The sequence below is a fragment of the Cellvibrionales bacterium genome (assembly GCA_016713115.1).
Lineage (GTDB): Bacteria > Pseudomonadota > Gammaproteobacteria > Pseudomonadales > UBA7239 > UBA7239.
The window spans coordinates 1903252-1922220 of the sequence record JADJPU010000001.1; the positions used below are offsets into that span (position 1 = coordinate 1903252).

At 47.0% G+C, this 18969-nt stretch carries 8 protein-coding genes and 4 pseudogenes; 10 read left to right on the forward strand and 2 right to left on the reverse strand.

Translation table 11 applies throughout. The features are described 5' to 3' along the window. Positions 1-210 precede the first annotated feature (210 nt). Positions 211-1146, forward strand: coding sequence for a hydrolase or metal-binding protein (locus tag IPK30_09435; protein MBK8103482.1), 936 nt, complete (start codon positions 211-213; stop codon positions 1144-1146). Between the two features lie 77 nt (positions 1147-1223). Here the strand turns inward: IPK30_09435 and IPK30_09440 are convergent, their stop codons facing one another. Next, complete coding sequence (locus tag IPK30_09440) at positions 1224-2492, reverse strand: Y-family DNA polymerase (GenBank protein ID MBK8103483.1); 1269 nt, start codon at positions 2490-2492, stop codon at positions 1224-1226. Between the two features lie 6 nt (positions 2493-2498). After that, positions 2499-2921, reverse strand: a complete 423-nt coding sequence (umuD, locus tag IPK30_09445) for a translesion error-prone DNA polymerase V autoproteolytic subunit (protein MBK8103484.1) — start codon at positions 2919-2921, stop codon at positions 2499-2501. Between the two features lie 270 nt (positions 2922-3191). Between umuD and IPK30_09450 the strand changes: the two genes are divergently transcribed. The 9 genes and pseudogenes from IPK30_09450 to IPK30_09490 all read left to right on the forward strand — a co-directional run bounded on the left by IPK30_09450 (position 3192) and on the right by IPK30_09490 (position 18967). Then, positions 3192-6254: a DEAD/DEAH box helicase family protein gene (locus tag IPK30_09450; protein ID MBK8103485.1), complete on the forward strand. Its 3063-nt coding sequence runs from the start codon at positions 3192-3194 to the stop codon at positions 6252-6254. A 1-nt stretch (position 6255) separates the two neighbouring features. Beyond that, positions 6256-9046 (forward strand): annotated as a pseudogene (locus IPK30_09455) (site-specific DNA-methyltransferase). A 3-nt stretch (positions 9047-9049) separates the two neighbouring features. Beyond that, positions 9050-9665 (forward strand): annotated as a pseudogene (locus IPK30_09460) (3'-5' exonuclease). Continuing rightward, a pseudogene (locus tag IPK30_09465) lies at positions 9665-12828 on the forward strand (helicase). Before IPK30_09460 ends, IPK30_09465 begins: the two co-directional pseudogenes overlap by 1 nt. Beyond that, positions 12825-13475, forward strand: a complete 651-nt coding sequence (locus IPK30_09470; GenBank protein MBK8103486.1) for a hypothetical protein — start codon at positions 12825-12827, stop codon at positions 13473-13475. Before IPK30_09465 ends, IPK30_09470 begins: the two are co-directional and overlap by 4 nt. Positions 13476-13601: 126 nt before the next feature. Further along, positions 13602-14654 carry a DUF1998 domain-containing protein gene (locus IPK30_09475; protein MBK8103487.1) on the forward strand — a complete coding sequence of 351 codons (1053 nt, stop codon included), beginning with the start codon at positions 13602-13604 and terminating at the stop codon, positions 14652-14654. Positions 14655-14662: 8 nt separating this feature from the next. Next, the gene (locus tag IPK30_09480) at positions 14663-15817 is read left to right on the forward strand and encodes an ATP-binding domain-containing protein (protein ID MBK8103488.1); all 1155 of its coding nucleotides are present in this window, start codon (positions 14663-14665) and stop codon (positions 15815-15817) included. Then, entirely contained in the window at positions 15817-17382 is a 1566-nt protein-coding gene (locus tag IPK30_09485; GenBank protein ID MBK8103489.1) for a hypothetical protein, read from the forward strand. The genes IPK30_09480 and IPK30_09485 overlap by 1 nt, the downstream gene beginning before the upstream one ends. 2 nt (positions 17383-17384) lie before the next feature. Next, a pseudogene (locus IPK30_09490) lies at positions 17385-18967 on the forward strand (NERD domain-containing protein). Positions 18968-18969 lie beyond the last annotated feature (2 nt).

The window sequence follows — 18969 nt, forward strand, 5'->3', positions numbered from 1 at the left end:
CTGCCTGATACTAAAGTGTTTTTATCCTGCATGATGCTATGTGTCAACAATAATCGTCAGCTTTCATTTTCAGTGTTTGCCTGCATGAATAATTAGTTTTTTCGATTCTATTTATTTTTAGCTATATATCATCACCTTGAATACATCTCTAGCCTCTGTCAGTTCGCTGACAGGGGCTTTTTTATGTCCATCCAACCAAGGAGCAATCCCATGATTAAAGGTCTCGCTATTACCCCGCCCTTGTTGGGGCGTATTTCCATCGGGCGCGTTGTTGAAAAGAACGGCAAACGCCTGCCAGAAAAAGATGATCAATTCACCATCACCACACAAGTGCAAAACAAAGATGGCTGGATTGTGCATCCGCTCGATGAAGCGCTGCGCAAAGAAACCGATAACGGAAAATTGCGCAGTATTCCCATTAGATTATTGTTCGATGATCCTGATCTCAATTTACGCGCGGAATACAGTTTGTTTGATCGTCAAAACGGTAGACCGCTGTGCGTGGGCAACGGTGAGCAATGCAAACGCGTGTGTAACGGCGCTATGCAAACTTTGCCGTGTCCATCGCCGGAAAGTTGTGAATTGGCAAAAGCTGGTTGCAAACCTTACGGACGCTTGAATGTGCGAATTGGTGATGAAGATGAACTGGGTTCGTTCATTTTTCGCACCACGGGTTTTAACAGCATACGCACATTGGCGGCACGCTTGCGTTATTTTCATGCGGTCTCCGGTGGATTACTCGCGTGCATGCCGTTGGCATTAAAACTGCGCGGCAAAAGCACCACGCAAAGTTATCGCGCTGCTATTTTCTATGCAGACATCACGGTGCGCGATGGCATGACATTGGAAACAGCGATTGCCCAAGCGCGAGAAACGCACGCACAACGCCAAGCCGTAGGGTTTGATCAACAAGAGCTCGATCAAGCAGCGCGCTTCGGTTTTCAAAATGCTGCGTTTGAAACCAACGAAGAAGAAGTGCCAGAAATTCTGGAAGAGTTTTATCCAGAAACAGACAACCATTCAGAGCAGGCAGTGGATACTGCTCCAATCACCTCGGCCAAGGGAAGGCCGAGTTTGAAGGAAAAGCTGGATGATCGAATAGCGAATCAAAATAGGGATGCGGTTCTAGTGGATGGTGTTGCGTAAGACAGCAAAAATTAAACGCTTGCTCCGAAAGGAGTGAGTGTTTTTTTGTAAAAATGATTAGAGCTATTAATACCTCTCTACTTTACGATCCAAGCACCCGGCTGAGTAGTGTAAGCAGGCGACAATCTCTCCCGACACATCCTCCAATCTTCATTTTGTATGGCGGAGGCTACCTGTACGGTGCCTCTGCCATATTTTTCGTTTAGGTTGTCCATCGCTGCCATGAGTTGTTCTCTTGCTGGACTGCTTTGTCGTGCAAATAAATCGGCTTGTTGATGTTTAACTGATTCAATCCCCGACAACATAACGCCAGCTTTCTTGTACAAATAACCAGACTTGTAAGTTTGATCAAGTAAGTGCATAGCGAGATTGTTTAGAACCAGCGTGTCTGAAGTGGGTGAGGGCAGTGAAACGGTTTTGCTGCCGACATATTGCGCGTCTTGTTCGCGAAAACGATTGGTGTGAATAAAAACGGTGAGTATGGCCGCGCGCGTGTTTTGTTCGCGTAGTGCTTCAGCGGCGCTACTGATATGTGTAGAGATAGCCGCTTGTAAAGCATGTTTTTCCGTTATCAGTTGACCAAAAGAGCGCGAGCGAATGATTTGTTGATTGGGTTCGTTGACTTCCGTAATGTCTAGACAACTGTAGCCAGCCAATTCACGGCCAATGCGTTCAACAACAACACCAAAGCGTTGGCGGATTATGCTTTGATTTGCATCGCGCAATTGGCGCGCGGTGGTGATACCCATGCTGTGCAATTGCACCGACAATTTGCTGCCTATGCCCCAAATATCACGCACTGTTACAGACTCTAGAATGGCGTCCAACTGGGTCGATGACAAATCTGCAAAGTTGCATACGCCATTCCAATCTTTATTTTTTTTCGCGACATGGTTGGCGAGTTTTGCTAACACTTTGCTTGAGCCAATGCCAACGCACGTGGGAATGCGAATCCATTGAAAGATTCGGTTGCGAATTTCATGGCCCAGTGCAGTGCGGTTGGGTAAACCGCTCAAATCAGCAAAACATTCATCAATGCTGTACACCTCAATGCGTGGCACCAATGTGGCAATGGTTGCCATCATGCGTGCCGACATATCGGCATAGAGTTCATAGTTAGAGCTGAACACTGCAATGCCGTGTTTGTGGATTTCCTTACGGATTTGAAACAGCGGCGCACCCATTGGAATGCCGAGCGCCTTGGCTTCGGCAGAACGCGCTACTACACAGCCGTCATTGTTCGAGAGTACAACCACGGGCTTGTCACGCAAATCAGGTCGAAAAACCTTTTCGCAGCTGGCGTAAAACGAATTGCCATCCACGAGAGCAAAGACGGGCGTATTCATAACGCATCAAAAGCTGTGTACGGCAAAACGCACTACACCCAACACTTCCAGCGTCTGACCTTCCTGCGGCTCGATAGGCGGGTACTGTGCGGCCTTGTTCTCGGCGCAGAGGCGAACTGCTTGGCGGCGCTGATAGAGCCGCTTCACAGTAAAGCCGTCATCTAGCCGAGCGATGACGATATCCCCGTGCTTAGGCTGGCGTGAGAAATCCACCACCAGCAAATCACCTTCGCGAATACCGGCATCCACCATGGAATCCCCCTTGGCTCGCACGAAGAAAGTCGCCGGCGGGTTACTGACCATCAGTTCGTTCAGGTCGATGGCTTGCTGCTCGTAGCCCTGAGCTGGCGAAGGAAAGCCAGCCTGTACCGGATCGGCATAGAGTGGGGTGAAGCATTTGGGAGCAGGGAATAGGGCGGGCTGGAGCATGGGATAGTCTAGTGATGCTGTATGTATTTACAGTATCAATCTGGGTTGGGGATTGCAAGGTTTCCTCGCCCGTGCTCCATATGGGTGTCCCAACCGAGTTCTTTTCTGTCTGCCTGGCGCACCTAGTGAGCTTTGGACTTGTCATAATCCATTGAATTACATGACCAAATAGGGCTTCGCTACGATGCTTGCCCTCTGGCACAATAGCCTGATTATGGATATGGACTACCTAAACGCTAGGGCTGGCGAGGAGAGACGAGATACTTAGTGATGAGTCAGGACAGCAACCTGTTTTTTGAACGCCCCATCCTCAATTCACCCTACGAATATCCGGCACGGCATTGGGAGCTGGATCATGGCCAGCCGACCCAGAAAATCATGGATGCCAGACGCCGGGCGGAATTCGTCACGCCAATCCCCAAGCCTAAAAAGCAGAAAGGGGGCAAGTCAGAAGACCTGTTTGACGAAACGATGGGGCTATCTGCCGGTGGGCAGAAGTATGACCCGATCTCTGTCATCAACGAACTTCGCAAAAATGTCGATACCTGGCGAAAACTGAAAAACCCTAATGACTGGCACGTGACGCCGGAAACCGCTCGCCTGTTGCAGCACTGGCGTGACTACCCGTTTCAGGGGGTGAGGCCGTTCTTCTGCCAGGTGGAGGCTGCCGAAACCGCCATCTGGCTGACTGAAGTCGCGCCCAAAATGGGCAAGACTGGCAGGTACTTTCTGGATTATCTGGAGAGTGCCAACAACGATGCCAACCCGGAACTGTTGCGTTTAGCCCTGAAACTGGCCACAGGCGCCGGTAAGACCACGGTCATGGCGATGTTGATTGCCTGGCAAACCATCAATGCCGTGCGCCAGCCCAACAGCAAGCTGTTTACCCGTGGTTTCCTGATTGTTGCACCCGGTTTAACCATCAAGGATCGTCTGCGCGTGCTGCAGCCCAACGATCCAGACAGCTATTACCAGAGCCGCGAAATTGTGCCCGCCGACATGCTGCCGGATCTGGAGCGCGCCAAGATTGTCATCACCAATTACCACGCCTTCAAACTGCGTGAGCGCATCGAGATTTCCAAAGGTGGCCGCGCACTGTTGAAGGGCCGCACTGGCGAAGATATTGAAACGCTGGAAACCGAAGGCCAGATGATCCAGCGTGTGATGCCGGAACTGATGGGGATGAAAAATATTCTGGTCATCAACGATGAAGCGCACCACTGCTATCGCGAAAAGCCGGGTGAAGCCGACGATTTGAAGGGTGACGAGAAAAAGGAAGCAGAAGAAAACAATGCTGCAGCGCGCTTGTGGATTTCCGGTTTAGAAATGGTGAAAAGAAAACTGGGTGTCGCCAAGGTCATTGACCTGTCCGCCACGCCATTTTTTCTCAGTGGTTCCGGTTATGCGGAAGGCACTTTATTTCCGTGGACGATGAGCGATTTCTCGCTGATGGATGCCATCGAGTGCGGTATCGTCAAGCTTCCTCGTGTGCCGGTAGCGGACAACATTCCCGGCGGCGAAATGCCGATGTTTCGCAATTTGTGGGAACATATCGGCAAAAAAATGCCGAAGAAAAACCGCAAGGCCGGTGGTGATCTGGATCCGCTAAGCATTCCAGTCGAATTACAAACAGCGCTGGAAGCACTCTACGGCCATTACGAAAAAACTTTTGAACTCTGGCAAAAAGCTGGTGTTGCCGTTCCTCCGTGTTTTATTGTGGTTTGTAATAACACAGCCACATCCAAACTGGTGTATGACTATATCTCCGGTTTCCATCGCCAGAATGATGATGGCTCCAGCGAATTGATGAACGGCCGATTGGCTCTGTTCCGCAATTTCGATGAACACGGCAACCCAATTTCGCGCCCCAGAACATTGCTGATCGACAGCGAACAACTGGAATCCGGTGATGCGCTGGATGACAACTTCCGCCACATGGCGTCTGATGAAATCGAACGCTTCCGTGATGAGATTCGTGAACGCACTGGCGATATTCATGCCGCTACGAATATCACCGATCAGGAATTGTTACGCGAAGTCATGAACACCGTTGGCAAGCAAGGGCGACTCGGTGAATCCATTCGCTGTGTGGTGTCTGTCTCGATGCTGACGGAAGGTTGGGATACCAACACCGTCACGCATGTATTAGGTGTGCGTGCATTTGGCACACAACTGCTGTGCGAACAGGTGATTGGCCGTGCCTTGCGTAGGCAATCTTACGACCTGAATGACGAAGGCCTGTTCAATGTGGAATACGCCGATGTGCTCGGTATTCCATTTGATTTCACCGCCAAGCCGGTGATCTCCAAGCCCCAGCCGCCCCGTGAAACGGTGCAGGTGAAAGCTGTACGACCGGAGCGGGACGCGCTGGAAATTCGCTTCCCTCGTGTCGCGGGTTATCGTGTAGAACTACCGGAAGAACGCCTCACGGCAGAGTTCAACCAGGATTCCATTATGGAACTGACACCGGATCTGGTCGGCCCCTCCATAACCCGTAATGAAGGCATCATCGGTGAGGCAGTGGATCTCAACCTGGTGCATACCAACGATATGCGCCCGTCCACGCTGCTGTTTCACCTAACCCAGCGTTTGCTTTACACCAAGTGGCGTGATCCAGGTGAGGCACCCAAGCTGCACCTGTTTGGCCAGTTAAAGCGTATCACCAAGCAATGGCTGGATACCTGTCTGGTCTGCAAGGGCAGCACCTACCCAGCCCAGCTCATGTACCAGAGCCTGGCCGATATGGCCTGCGAGCGTATTACCGCCGCCATTACCCGTGCCGAGATGGGCAGCCGCCCGATCAAGGCCATGCTGGAACCTTACAACCCCACGGGCACCACGCGGCATGTGAATTTCACTACATCCAAGACCAGTCGCTGGCAGACGCAAGCTGACAAGTGCCACATCAATTGGGTAGTGCTGGACAGTGACTGGGAAGGCGAGTTCTGCCGTGTGGCCGAGGCGCACCCCAAGGTGAAAGCCTACGTGAAGAATCACAGCCTAGGGCTGGAAGTGCCATACCGTTACGCCTCTGAAACCCGCAAATACCGGCCGGATTTCATTGTGCAGATCGATGACGGCCACGGGCCGGATGACCTGCTCAATCTGGTGGTCGAGATCAAGGGCTATCGGCGGGAAGATGCCAAGGAAAAGAAAAACACCATGGAGGTTTACTGGATTCCCGGTGTGAATAATTTGAAAACCTATGGCCGCTGGGCGTTTGCCGAATTCACTGATGTATTTGAAATGCAGGTGGATTTTGCCGAGAAGGTTGAGGCTGAATTTAACAAGATGATTGAAGCAGTATCCGGTGCGCCGGAACAAGGACATTGAAATGGCCAAATCCCCCAAAAAACCACCATCAAAAATCGCGGTTGAAACTATCAAGCATGATGATGCAACTCGCAAAAATATTCCGACTGCAGAATATCAATCGTTAGTGCAAAAGAACGACCAGAAACCTGTGCAGGTAAAATACCCAAGAAATACCGATCTTGATCCACAGTTAGTGTGGCGTGGTAAAGATGAGCAGGATTGGTCTGATCTGGTGGTAAATGCGCCACCTCTTTACATTCAAGATAAAGTACATCCCAAAGTATTAATTGATGATTTGTTGCGCCGTACAGAAGCGGGTGTGCAACAGCAATCAGGTAGCATGGATGATATGTTTGCCGATTTTAATGGCCTGCCAGATGAGAATGCCAAGACCGAGTTTTACCAGCATGATTCGCATTGGTCTAACCGGATGATTTTGGGTGATAGTTTGCAGGTAATGGCATCGCTGGCGGAACGGGAAGGCTTGCGCGGCAAGGTGCAGTGTATTTATTTTGATCCGCCGTATGGCATTAAATTCAATTCCAATTTTCAGTGGTCAACCACCAGTCGGGATGTGAAGGATGGCAATGCCGATCATATTACCCGAGAGCCGGAACAGGTGAAGGCATTTCGCGATACTTGGCGAGATGGAATTCACTCTTATCTCACGTATTTGCGTGATCGTTTGACGGTTGCGAGGGATTTGTTGACGGATTCTGGCTCGATCTATGTTCAGATTGGTGATGAGAATGTGCATCGTGTTAGAGCCGTGATGGATGAAGTTTTTGGCGAAACAAACTTTATAACTGCATTTTATTTTAAAAAAACGGGGTCAATGTCGGGTAACTATATATCGGGAATAGCTGATACGGTTTTGTGGTATGGCAAAGACTCTAATAAAACCAAGTTTCGTAGATTATTGACAGAGCGTTCTTCTGAAGCAGTTGACTCAGGCTTCGGTAATATTGAACTTTCAAATGGAGAATGCCGTCGTCTAACGGCAAAGGAAATGGATGACGTTGTTAGTTTTCCTGATGGAAGAAGATTTCAAACTGCACCGATGCTTTCTGCTGGTGATGCAAAGAACTTACAAGAATTCAGTTTTAAGGGAAGATCCTATACGCCTAAAAAAGGGAATCATTGGAAAGTTTCTTTGGAAAGTATGCCTCGGATAGCAATATCGGGAAGACTTTATTTAGCTGGAAATACATTAACTTTCAAAAAATACCTTGACGAAAGCCGTCACACTCCATTTACAAACATGTGGACGGATACAATGGAAAGCACATTTGCTGTCCAGCGTACTTATGTTGTTCAAACGAGTACTATTGTTGTGCAAAGATGTATGTTGATGGCAACGGACCCAGGTGATCTTGTTCTTGATCCCACCTGTGGTTCCGGTACAACAGCATTTGTTGCAGAACAATGGGGGCGTCGCTGGATTACCATTGACACATCTCGTGTATCGTTAGCTCTTGCGAGGAGCTCGCATTATGGGTGCTCGTTACCCGTATTACTTGTTGGCAGACTCCAAGGAAGGTCAGCAGAAAGAAGCTGAAATAACCCGTTCAGTAACTTCATCGAAGCCAATAAATGGGAACATTCGTCACGGTTTCGTTTATGAAAGAATACCGCACATAACTTTAGGCTCCATCGCGAAAAATTCTGAAATTGATGTCATATGGTACAAGTTCCAAGAGAAACTTGAGCCGCTGCGCGAGCAACTGAACAAGGCAGCGGGTAAAGAATGGCAGGAATGGGAAATCCCCCGCGAGGCTGATGCCAAATGGGCGGATGCCACCAAAAAACTGCATGCCGACTGGTGGCAGAGCCGCATCGCACGCCAGAAAGAAATTGATGCCTCCATCGCCGCCAAGGCCGATTTTGAATACCTGTACGACAAACCCTACGAAGATAAAAAGAAAGTGCGCGTGGCTGGCCCCTTCACCGTAGAAAGCCTGTCACCCCACCGCGTACTGGCCGTGGATGAAAACGACGATCTCGTCGATGGCGTGCAAGAGAAGAAAGGCGGTTATGCCGGCGAGCAGGATTTTGCAGGCATGATCCTCGAAAACCTCAAGACTGCCGGCGTCCAGCAGGCGCACAAAGAAGACAAGATCAGCTTCAGCAGTATCACCCCGTGGCCGGGCGAGCTGGTGTGTGGCGAAGGCCGCTATATGGAAGGCGAGGTTGAGAAACGCGCCGCCATCTTCATCGGCCCTGAGTTCGGCACCGTATCGCGTGTGGATCTCGTCACTGCTGCCCGCGAAGCCGGTGATGCCGATTTCGATGTGCTGATCGCCTGCGCCTTCAACTTTGAAGCCCACACCACCGAGTTCGACAAACTCGGCCGCATCCCCGTGCTCAAGGCACGCATGAACGCCGACCTGCACATGGCCGACGACCTCAAGAACACCGGCAAAGGTAACCTGTTCGTTATCTTCGGCGAACCGGATATCGACATCATCGGCGCAGCCGATGGCCAGGTGCAGCTGAAAGTGAAAGGCGTCGACGTGTTCGACCCCTCCACCGGCGAAGTCCGCAGCGATGGCGCCGACGGCATCGCCTGCTGGTTCATCGACACCGACTACAACGAAGAAAGCTTCTTCGTCCGCCATGCCTACTTCCTCGGTGCTAATGACCCGTACAAGGCTCTCAAGACCACCCTCAAAGCCGAGATTAACCAGGAAGCCTGGGAAACCCTGAACAGCGATACCTCAAGGCCCTTTGAAAAGCCCAAGAATGGAAGGATTGCTGTGAAGGTGATTAACCATTTGGGCGACGAAGTGATGAAGGTGTTTAGGGTGTAACGAATGGCACGAATGGCAGTAATCGATTTCGAAACCACAGGACTTTCACCTGCTCACTGGCGCAAGGCCTACCGAAATTGCTATTGTCTTGGTTGAGGGTAATAGAATCGTTGATCGTTAACAGAATTTGATGAACCCATGTATTCCAATACCATTCTTTATTCAACAAATAACTGGGATTTCTGATGCTATGGTCAGAAATGCACCTCCCGTTGCTGATGTGATGAAAGAGGCTGCAAGGTTTGTGGGTGATACGCCCTTGTTGGCGCATAACGCGTCATTTGATCAAAAGTTTTGGCAGGCTGAGCTTCGCAGGGTCGGGTATAGTCAATCAATACCTTTTGCATGTTCGTTATTGTTATCCCGCCGTATTTTCCAATCTGCACCCAATCACAAACTTGAAACGTTGGTTCAAACACTAAGGTTGCCAAAGCAAGGCAGTTTTCACCGGGCTATGGCTGATGCTGAATGTACAGCACATTTGTTATTTCGGATACAACAAGAGTTATCCAGTCGATTCAACTTAAAGACAATTAATCACGATACGTTAGTCATGCTACAGAAAGCCAGTAAACAAGATTTAACCAAGTGCATTCGCCATTTGGGAGGTAGCATTTAATGGATTACCGTTTGGAAAGGCAGCGTCTGGTTGATTGGTTGCGCCGGCAGATGATTGGCCCTGCCAATGAAAGTGGCATATTGCATGGTATACAGCCACTTGAGAGATACCCTTGTGCGCAGTTGTACCCTGTCATTAATGATCAGGAAGGTATTGACCCTGCATCACTTGCTGAAGATGACGATGAATCTCAGCAATCTAGTGAAGAAGTTTCGAATAAGACTGAAGCTGAGCCAGCCTCAAAGCCAAGACGTTATGTAGCTCCCTCAGCAGTGGGGTTTTCATTTTTTGCCAAGGGTGCTTCGCTCGAGTTTCATGTCAGATGTTCTGCAGTTCGTTACGGCAGGGCTGGCGATAGGGATGAAAAGGGTCGATATGTCGGTTATGAGTTCCAACGAATATCGTTAGGGGGGGATGAGCAGGCAGTCACGTTCACTACTGCCAAGCGAGTTGATGTGCTACTCGACCATAACGGTGAATATCTGGCAGGCCTGGATGTTCAGTGGCGGCCCTATGCTGATGGATCGATCATCACCGTTTCATTGTTTAACAAGCAAACATGGTCGACAAACGAGGAATGGGTGGAGCGCTCGAACCGGACTTTGTTTGAAGTGTCGTTGCACTGTTTTATCGATCAGGGTGAGGTAGGTGATTATCCTCGTGTTGAGTACAGTTTACTCAATGATGAAGAACAAGAGCTTGAACTTCAGTATAAGCACCGCAGGATTTATGCCATTGGCCATGGGGCTGCTGCTGATTGGCGCGAGAAAAATGGCAAGGTAAACGAAATTTATACTGATTTCATGCCTACAGTTGAAGTGCCACAGGTGACAGCCGATGTGGCAGGTAAAGATAACAAGATTCTTCAGATTGCCTATCTGGCTAATTGCACGCAAGCAAAAGATGAGGTTTTGAAAGGCCTGGAGAACTTCGTCAGTGAATATGCCGATTGGGTGGCTGGCCAGATTGAGTCTGGGAATCATCTATCTGGGCTGGAGGGCAAGGCAGCCAAGCGAATCACCAAAAGAATGGAGCAGGCATTGCAACGGATTCGAACTGGCATCAGTTTGTTGCGTAATAATGCTACAGCGTTCTTGGCCTTTTCCAAGGCAAACCAGGCGATGTTAGATCAAATGCGCCAGGTCGATTCGATAAAGAAATCACATCGTGCTATAGAAAGTTATGCCTGGCGCCCATTCCAGCTGGCGTTTGTATTAACGGTCTTGGAATCAGCGATTAATGAGGAAAGTGATTTTCGCGATACGGTTGACCTTATATGGTTCCCAACAGGGGGAGGCAAAACTGAAGCCTATCTGGGATTAATCGCATTTTTGATTGTTTATCGACGCCTCACAAACACCACTGCGGGTGGTGGCACTGTTGTATTGATGCGTTATACATTGCGACTGTTGACATCACAGCAATACTTGCGTGCTGCACGCCTGATTTGTGCTCTCGAGATAATCAGGCAATCGATGCCCAGCCTGGGTAATGAACCTATCAGCATTGGAATGTGGGTAGGTTCAGCAACTAGCCCTAATACTTTTGAAAAAGCGATGGAGCAGGTCAGTAAAATTGCTATCGGCAAAACTGAGGCATCACGTAGCCTGGTGCTCGATAGCTGCCCTTGGTGTGGTCAGCGGTTTACTGGCCCTGAAAACTACATTGCCAATGAAAATAATTTCAGGTTTTGCTGCTCGAATAGTAGTTGTGATTTTGGTAAGGCAGGCTCGGGAATCATACCCTGCAATGTAGTTGATGAGGCCTTGTATAAAGAGCCACCCACTTTGTTGGTGGCGACTATCGACAAGTTTGCCCGATTGGCTTGGGAAGAGCGTGCCAACGCATTTCTTGGTGGCAGCAAGAATAAACCGCCTGAATTAATTATTCAGGATGAGTTACATTTGATCGCAGGCGCCTTGGGTTCAGTTGCTGGTATTTATGAAGCAGCTCTTGATTCGGTGCTTCAACTCAAGGGCTGCTATCCAAAATATGTCGCATCAACTGCAACCATCCGGATGGCTGAAGAACAGGTCAGGCGAATCTATGGCAGTGAAGTTGCTGTATTCCCGCCGCCGGGCTTAAGTTGTGATGATTCCTATTTTGCCAAAACGGTTGATCTCTCAGTTCGCCCTGGTCGGCTGTATATGGGGTATTTTGCGCCCTTGCTGGATAAGCAGCATTGCATGGCGCCTTTGGCAGCATCTTTACTGGCAGCGCCAGAATCGGTATTTGATGAAGGACAGCGTAATCGGGATCTACTATTGGAAGCATGGTGGTCTCAGGTGGTGTATCACGGCAGTCTCAAGGGGGTGGGGAACAGCCATAATTCTTTCAATATTGATGTTCGCGATTTGTTGGCACGCTTTCAATCCGAGTCTGCTGAGAATGGAAACAAGATTCAAAGAGCTCTTCCGAAAATTGATCAGTTAACCAGTATATCTACGCCAGAAAAAAATGCTCAAACCTTCGCGCGTCTCGAGTTAAACCGCGATCATGAAGATTGCATTGATGCTGTATTGGCAACCAATATGGTATCCGTGGGTCTGGATGTTTCTCGTTTGGCGCTCATGGTCATTAATGGCCAGCCATTAACCACTGCTGAATACATACAGGCAAGCAGCCGGGTTGGCAGAGGAACAGTGCCAGGGTTAGTCTGTGTGAACTTCTATAGAAATAGTGCACGCAATCTTTCGCATTATGAAAACTTCCGTCCTTATCATGAGTCGTTTTATCGCTTTGTTGAGCCGACAAGTGTTACCCCTTATACCTACCAGGCAAGACTACGTGCATTGCATGCTGCTTTGGTAATAGCTGTTAGGCATGGTTTTCATTCTTTATTACCTAATGATTCAGCCGCAAAATTTGACCCTGCTGACCAGCAAATTCAGAAGGTGATACAGCAATTAAAGCGTCGTTGTGTAGAGGCTGACCCTGATCGTAAAGTCGATATCATCAACCATATTGACAAGTTGGTGTTGGATTGGAAATCAGAAGTCGATTCTTGTGTGAACCAAAGACGACAACTTAATTATCAGTCACGGGATAATGAAAAAATAATGAGAGGTTACTGTATAACCATACCGATACTATTCGGGGTTTGTGGCCTACCTTGCAATCGATGAGAAATGTTGAAGAGACGGCATTGCTGAAATCATTATGAAAGATGACCTATATTTACCCGTTCGGCTTTCACATTTGTTACGGCATTGCTCGGTTGGTGCAATTGTTCGTGGCCCTGACTATTTATTGACAGTGAAAGATATACATCATTGGACAGATAAATCAGGTTTGGTGGCCGGTGATGAAATAACCTATGTAGAACAAGTGAAATCGTCTCTTGGCATTACTCAGGTATTGCGCAAACCACCTGTGGCCCAGCAACGTGATAATGGCCAGGTGGAAGGTAGTTGTGTACCAGCCATGCGCTTCCCGTCATGGATGATTTGTCCATCCTGTGGTTTGTTACACAACAGACCTTGGCGTGATTTGTCAGAGGGTGAAGCTCCTCGTTGTCATGAAACAGATACAAAGAGATGTCAGAAACGCCCAAGGCTTGAGCAAGTTCCATGGGTTTTGATTCATGAAGATGGATATATGGCCGATGTGCCTTGGCATTACCTGACGCATAGTAACAAAGTGACCAATGAACAAAAGCAATGTCGGCATGATTGGTCAGATGCGTATTTGCGACTAGTTAAGAATGATGGCCGCAAACCAATACTGCGTTGTGAGCGTTGCAAGGCTTCATCACAGTTCGATGAGCGAATTCAATTAATTACTCAGATACACGCCAGCAACCCTGGATGAAAGAACCATCCAATAACCCCGGACAAACCGGCAGTTATTCTCGAGATCAATGATGCTCGTGTACATTCCCCGATCAATAAGAATGCTTTGGTTATTCCTCCGGAATCGCGTATTCGCAAAGGCTCGGTGGTCGATCGATTGTATTCCAATTCCCAAATGCGGAAAAATCTGGCATTGGCGAAAACTCCTCTGGGCATAAAGTCTGAAAAGCAGAAAATTGCCAGGGAATTACGCTGTACTGTGAAAGAGGTTGACGATGCCCTTGGCGACATTGACAGGGGTTACCCTTTGTATGGTGCTGAATTCACCACTGGTTTACTGCTGGAAAGCGAATATCAGGCATTGATGGATGAATTGCCAGATATGGCAGAGGATGAAGATTTTGTGACGAGTCATTTTGCCAAGGAGTGGAAAACCCTTGCAGAAACGCTTGGCGCTAATTCTAAGTCAGCACAAATTGTGGAAGTGATCGACAAGGTTGTGTCCGTAAACCGACTTAAAGAAATTTTGGTCATGACCGGCTTTCAAAGACTTGGGGGGGAAATTGTATCGCCTGACATTAATGGCAGCAGTGATTGGTTGCCATGTTTAGAGCTTTATGGTGAAGGTATTTTCTTGAGTTTTAATGAAGAAATTATGGATGCATGGGAATCAAACCCTGTCGTTAGGGCCAGGGCTGATCAAATTGCATTACGTTTTTCCAATACAGGCCTGAAATTTGATGTTGAGGTGACAATAAGCCCTCGATTTATTTTGCTGCATTCCTTGGCTCACATGGTAATCAGGCAGTTGGAATCAATGGCAGGCTATCCGGCTGCGTCGTTGAAAGAACGAATCTATTCTTCGCAAGGTGGTGAATGCCCTATGGCGGGAATACTGATTTATGTGGCTGTACCTGATGTTGTTGGTTCACTGGGTGGGTTGGCTGAGCTGGCCGATCCGCAACGTTTTTTGCGTTTGATGACCAGTGTATTTGAGCATGCTGAATGGTGCTCCATTGACCCGGTATGTGCTGAGCATGAAGGTCAGGGCCCATTTCTGTTAAATCGTGCCGCTTGTCATGCCTGTTCGTTGATACCTGAGCCAAGTTGTTCATTTAAAAATGTCTTGCTGGATAGAGTCTTTATTAAAGGCGATCCATCCTACGAGATGTTTTCGTTTCTGGATTTTCAAAGGTAATGTGATTCATGGCTAAGCGTCGTTTCGAGTTGCCAGGAATTCAAGACCTCAGTAAAGAGCAGGAGGAGGCAAGGGCACTCGCCACTGAAGGGCAACATTTGATTATAGGTGGCCCAGGGACAGGAAAGTCTGTATTAGCCCTTCTTAGATCGCGAAGGCTTGCTCAGGAAAATAAAAGGTATGTTTTTCTTGTTTATAACCATTTGCTGAATGAATCAAGCCGGCAGTTGTTTGGGGGTAATCTTACCAGTTCACAATGGCAGAGCTGGTTTATGTCATTTTTCAGAAGTCACATAAAGAAATCGGTACCACAGTTACTCCCAGATGCTAATAACTGGAGGGAATTCAATTGGCCAGAGATTTTGGCATTGATTTCACCATTAGATTCAGACTTGCCCACATTGATAATTGATGAGGGGCAGGATATGCCGCCTGAATTCTATCAGGCTTTAGTTAATTTCGGTTTTGTAAATTTTTTTGTGATGGCTGATCAGAATCAGCAGATTAACTATAAGAAAAATAGTAGCAGACGCGATATTGAAACTGCGTTGGCGATTGAAACAGCTGATGTGATTGAGTTAAAAAACAACTATCGCAATAAATATCCAATCGCGAGATTGGCAAGAGAGTTTTATACAGGTGACCCGGCCAGCCCCCCCCCTGATTTGCCGCCAGTCACTTCCAAATCAGTGAAAACACCTTTGTGTTATGAGTATGATAAAAATGAATTTAAAAAGCTTGTTGAGAATATTTTAAAAACATCAGATCGTGACCCATCCAAGTTAATTGGTATTCTAACGGCAAATGATGATGACCGATCTCAATATTACCAAGAATTACTAAAATCTGATGTCAAGCTAGACAACAAAAAACCTATTGTTAGGACCTATTCATCAAATGATAGAAATCCAGTTGGTTTTGATGAGGGTGGTATTGTGGTTATTAATGCACAAGCCTGTAAGGGTTTGGAGTTTGATATTGTTTTTGTTGCTGATATAAACCACTTTTCTTGTGATGAGCGTACTAAAGATAACACGAAAAGACTTTTCTATGTCATGGTTGCCCGTGCAATTGATAAAGTGATCTTATTGAAGCAGCGAGGAAGGCCGTGTGCAGTTGAAAGTATTCTTCCTGCTGATGAAAGTATTCTGGAGAGAAAATAATGTCTGAGAATGTTGATTTGTTTAGCGCTAGCGTTGAAGAGATTACCCTTTCCAAAGTCAATGCATGGCAAATGGTAACCAACCATGCCAATCTGTTTTATATGCTTGCTACTGGTCTAATCATGCCTCCTGATGGATTTGGTAGAAAATATTATAACGATACGTTATCGATATACCCTGGCTATATACCATTATTTCCAGAGCATGTTTCGTCAGAGGCCATCAAGTATTCGATAGCAGAAAAGCCACACTTAATTCCCTGCATTTTTACCATTGAACTTTCATGTTTCACGGGAAAGGCCAAAATTATCAATCGTTTTGGTCAGATCGAGGATGTCAATTTTCCGGATGGAGTAGACAGTTCGTGCAAGCTGTTGTTGCTGCCAGCGCCGCTGCCTATCAGTTGTTTGAAATCAATTCTCTTCAGATCAAAAGAAGACAAGGTTTATTGTGAAAAGGATGTGCAAGATTACAGCAATGTTGATCTAACACATTATGTAAGAAAAGTTTCCGCAAGTGAATTTTCAAAACTGAAAGACCAGCCATGGCCTATAAATGATGTATCAATACCTTCTTTGAAAGTGGTTCTTGATTTTCCTTTGGCTGCGGGAGCCATCATGGGTTTGCTGGTCAATATGAGTCACCGGGGTAATTTATTCATCGAAGCAGGAAAATTGTCGTTCGATCAAGAGAATGATTGCTTCGAGATATCTGAGTATCCTGTCATTGCTGCCATGAGTGATTGGTTTAAGTCTGGTCATGCTCAATCAAGTGGAGATGTTTCACAAAAACTGTTCTGGGCATTGGTGAATAAAGTTGCAGAGACCCGCTTTTCTGACCCCCAGTATAATTCTGTCGATGTTGCTATCGATTACCTGCAGTCAATGCCTGAAGATGCATATGACTATAAAGTCAGAGACTATGGCAAGAAACTGGCTTCAGATTTACGTTCAATAGCCGGGTTTTCGGATAGCACCATTTCTGAAATATTTGAAAGGCATCCAAAGCCTGTTTCACGTGCCATGGCCTTGTTTGCGCTTCGTGAAAGAATGGATGAGCTGCTCGAATTCTCTCATCCATTGTTAACCCAGGCTGATTATGTACATGCAGCGATACTTTTTTCTGCCAGACAAAGCTGGTTGGGTTTATCCAACGCTCTTCGTGAATTTCCTGGTTTAGTAAACGCTGTCAGTCACAGAATGGCAGTGATGTCTCACCGAATTTCAGCAACGAATTTTGATCTTGGACCATCCCCGGCAAGGCCTCGGTCTCTTTCAGAGCTTTTCGCTTCTGACACTTCTTCATTTTCGAAATTGCAGAATGAAGCTGCCTTGTATATGGCACGTGAATTGAAATGGAATTGTATTCATACACGTATTGCTCTAGGTAAAGGTGAGTACACGCTTTCAGTCGTTAATGGTGGCGTTGAGTTGTCACTCCCTGGTGATATCAAGGCAGTTGTCACGGAGGTTGTTCCTGATGCCTTCAGAGCTAATCTAAGCGATGGCATAATTCCATTAAAGCTACATCACAAGATTTTGGATATCTTCAAGGCATCTAATTAACCATGCGATTGATTCCAGATACACCTCACGGCACACACAGTCAGGCTGAGAAGAAGATTTTTGATCGACTGCGGGCAGCATTCCCCGACGACAAAATGAACGAATTTACCACCTATCATTCGCTGAACCTTACGCGTCATGCTTATAAAAGGTTTGGCGAAATCGATTTTCTGATTTGTTGCCCTTCCGGGATTTATGTATTGGAAGTTAAAGGCGGGGGAGTATCTTGTAAAGACGGGCTTTGGAAATATCAGAATCGTTATGGCGAAAGTAATACATCCCACGAAGGCCCATTTAAACAGGCTCAATCAGCATTACACGCATTGTTGACAAAATTGCGTTCCGTTTTACCGGAAAGCATCATTTCCCAGTTTGCTATTGGCTATGGCGTTTTGATGCCAGACTGTGAGTTTCACCAGCAGGGTGCTGAATGGGATCAGCAAATATTTGCGGATTCCCGACGCTATAAGGATTTTGATAATTGGCTCAAAGGTTTGATGCGTTATTGGCGTGAAAAGGATGGGAAAAACAAACATGCAAATTCTGAGGCGCTCAAGGCAGTCAAGGATATTTTGCGTCCTGATTTTGAGGCAGTTGTTCCTTTGTACGTGCAAATCGATTCCGCCCATGAAGACATTGCAACATTAACTGAAGATCAGTTGCGTTGGGTGGATGTTGTAGAAGCCAATCCCAGGGTTATATGTTCTGGTGGTGCCGGTACCGGTAAAACATTCCTTGCTCTAGAGTTGGCGCGCCGATGGACATCTAAGGGCATGAATGTTGCTCTGGTGTGTAAGTCACCTTGGTTAAAAAGTTTTTTACAGACCCAATTTGTGATGCCTAATCTCGTTGTGTCGACTGTGGATGGCTTGGCCGTATCTTTGAGAAGGCAAGCTTTCGAGAATTTTGATGGGATCATAGTAGATGAGGGGCAGGATCTTCTCGATATGGATAATGTCGACAAGCTTGACCAATATCTCAAAGGTGGCCTCGCCAATGGGCAGTGGTGTTTCTTTCATGATTTGAATAATCAGTCAGGCTTACTTGGGGAAGTTGACCTTGATGCATTTGAATATTTGAATGCCATGAATCCATCGCATATCCCTTTGCGAACCAACTGCCGCAATACTCGAATGATTCTTGATAAAGTCCAAAGTTCATTAGGTGCAGACATGGGGGCTAAAGGCGCAGGGCATGGCCCCAAGGTGAGGGAGTACTCATCTGTATCACGCGAAGAAGCTTCAAGCATACTCTCAAAGGAAATTGATCAGGTGGTCGACATTGGTGGTTTGTCACCAGGCCATTTAACTATATTGTCACCTTTTGAATTCGATCAATCGTTAGTCAGTTGTCTTCCGGATAAGTACAAAAAAATATTGAAATTTTGGATGAATATTCATTCAGGAATTTCCCCGGAGACAAGATTTCATTTTCAACCATTGCCAATTTTAAAGGTTTGGAAAACGAAGCAATCATTGTCATTGATTTGATTTCGCCAGATAAAGTTACCGGATCAAGAGTTAATCACTATGTGGCCATGAGTAGAGCTCGTGCTTATCTTTCGGTTATTTGGTTCGGGAGCTGAAT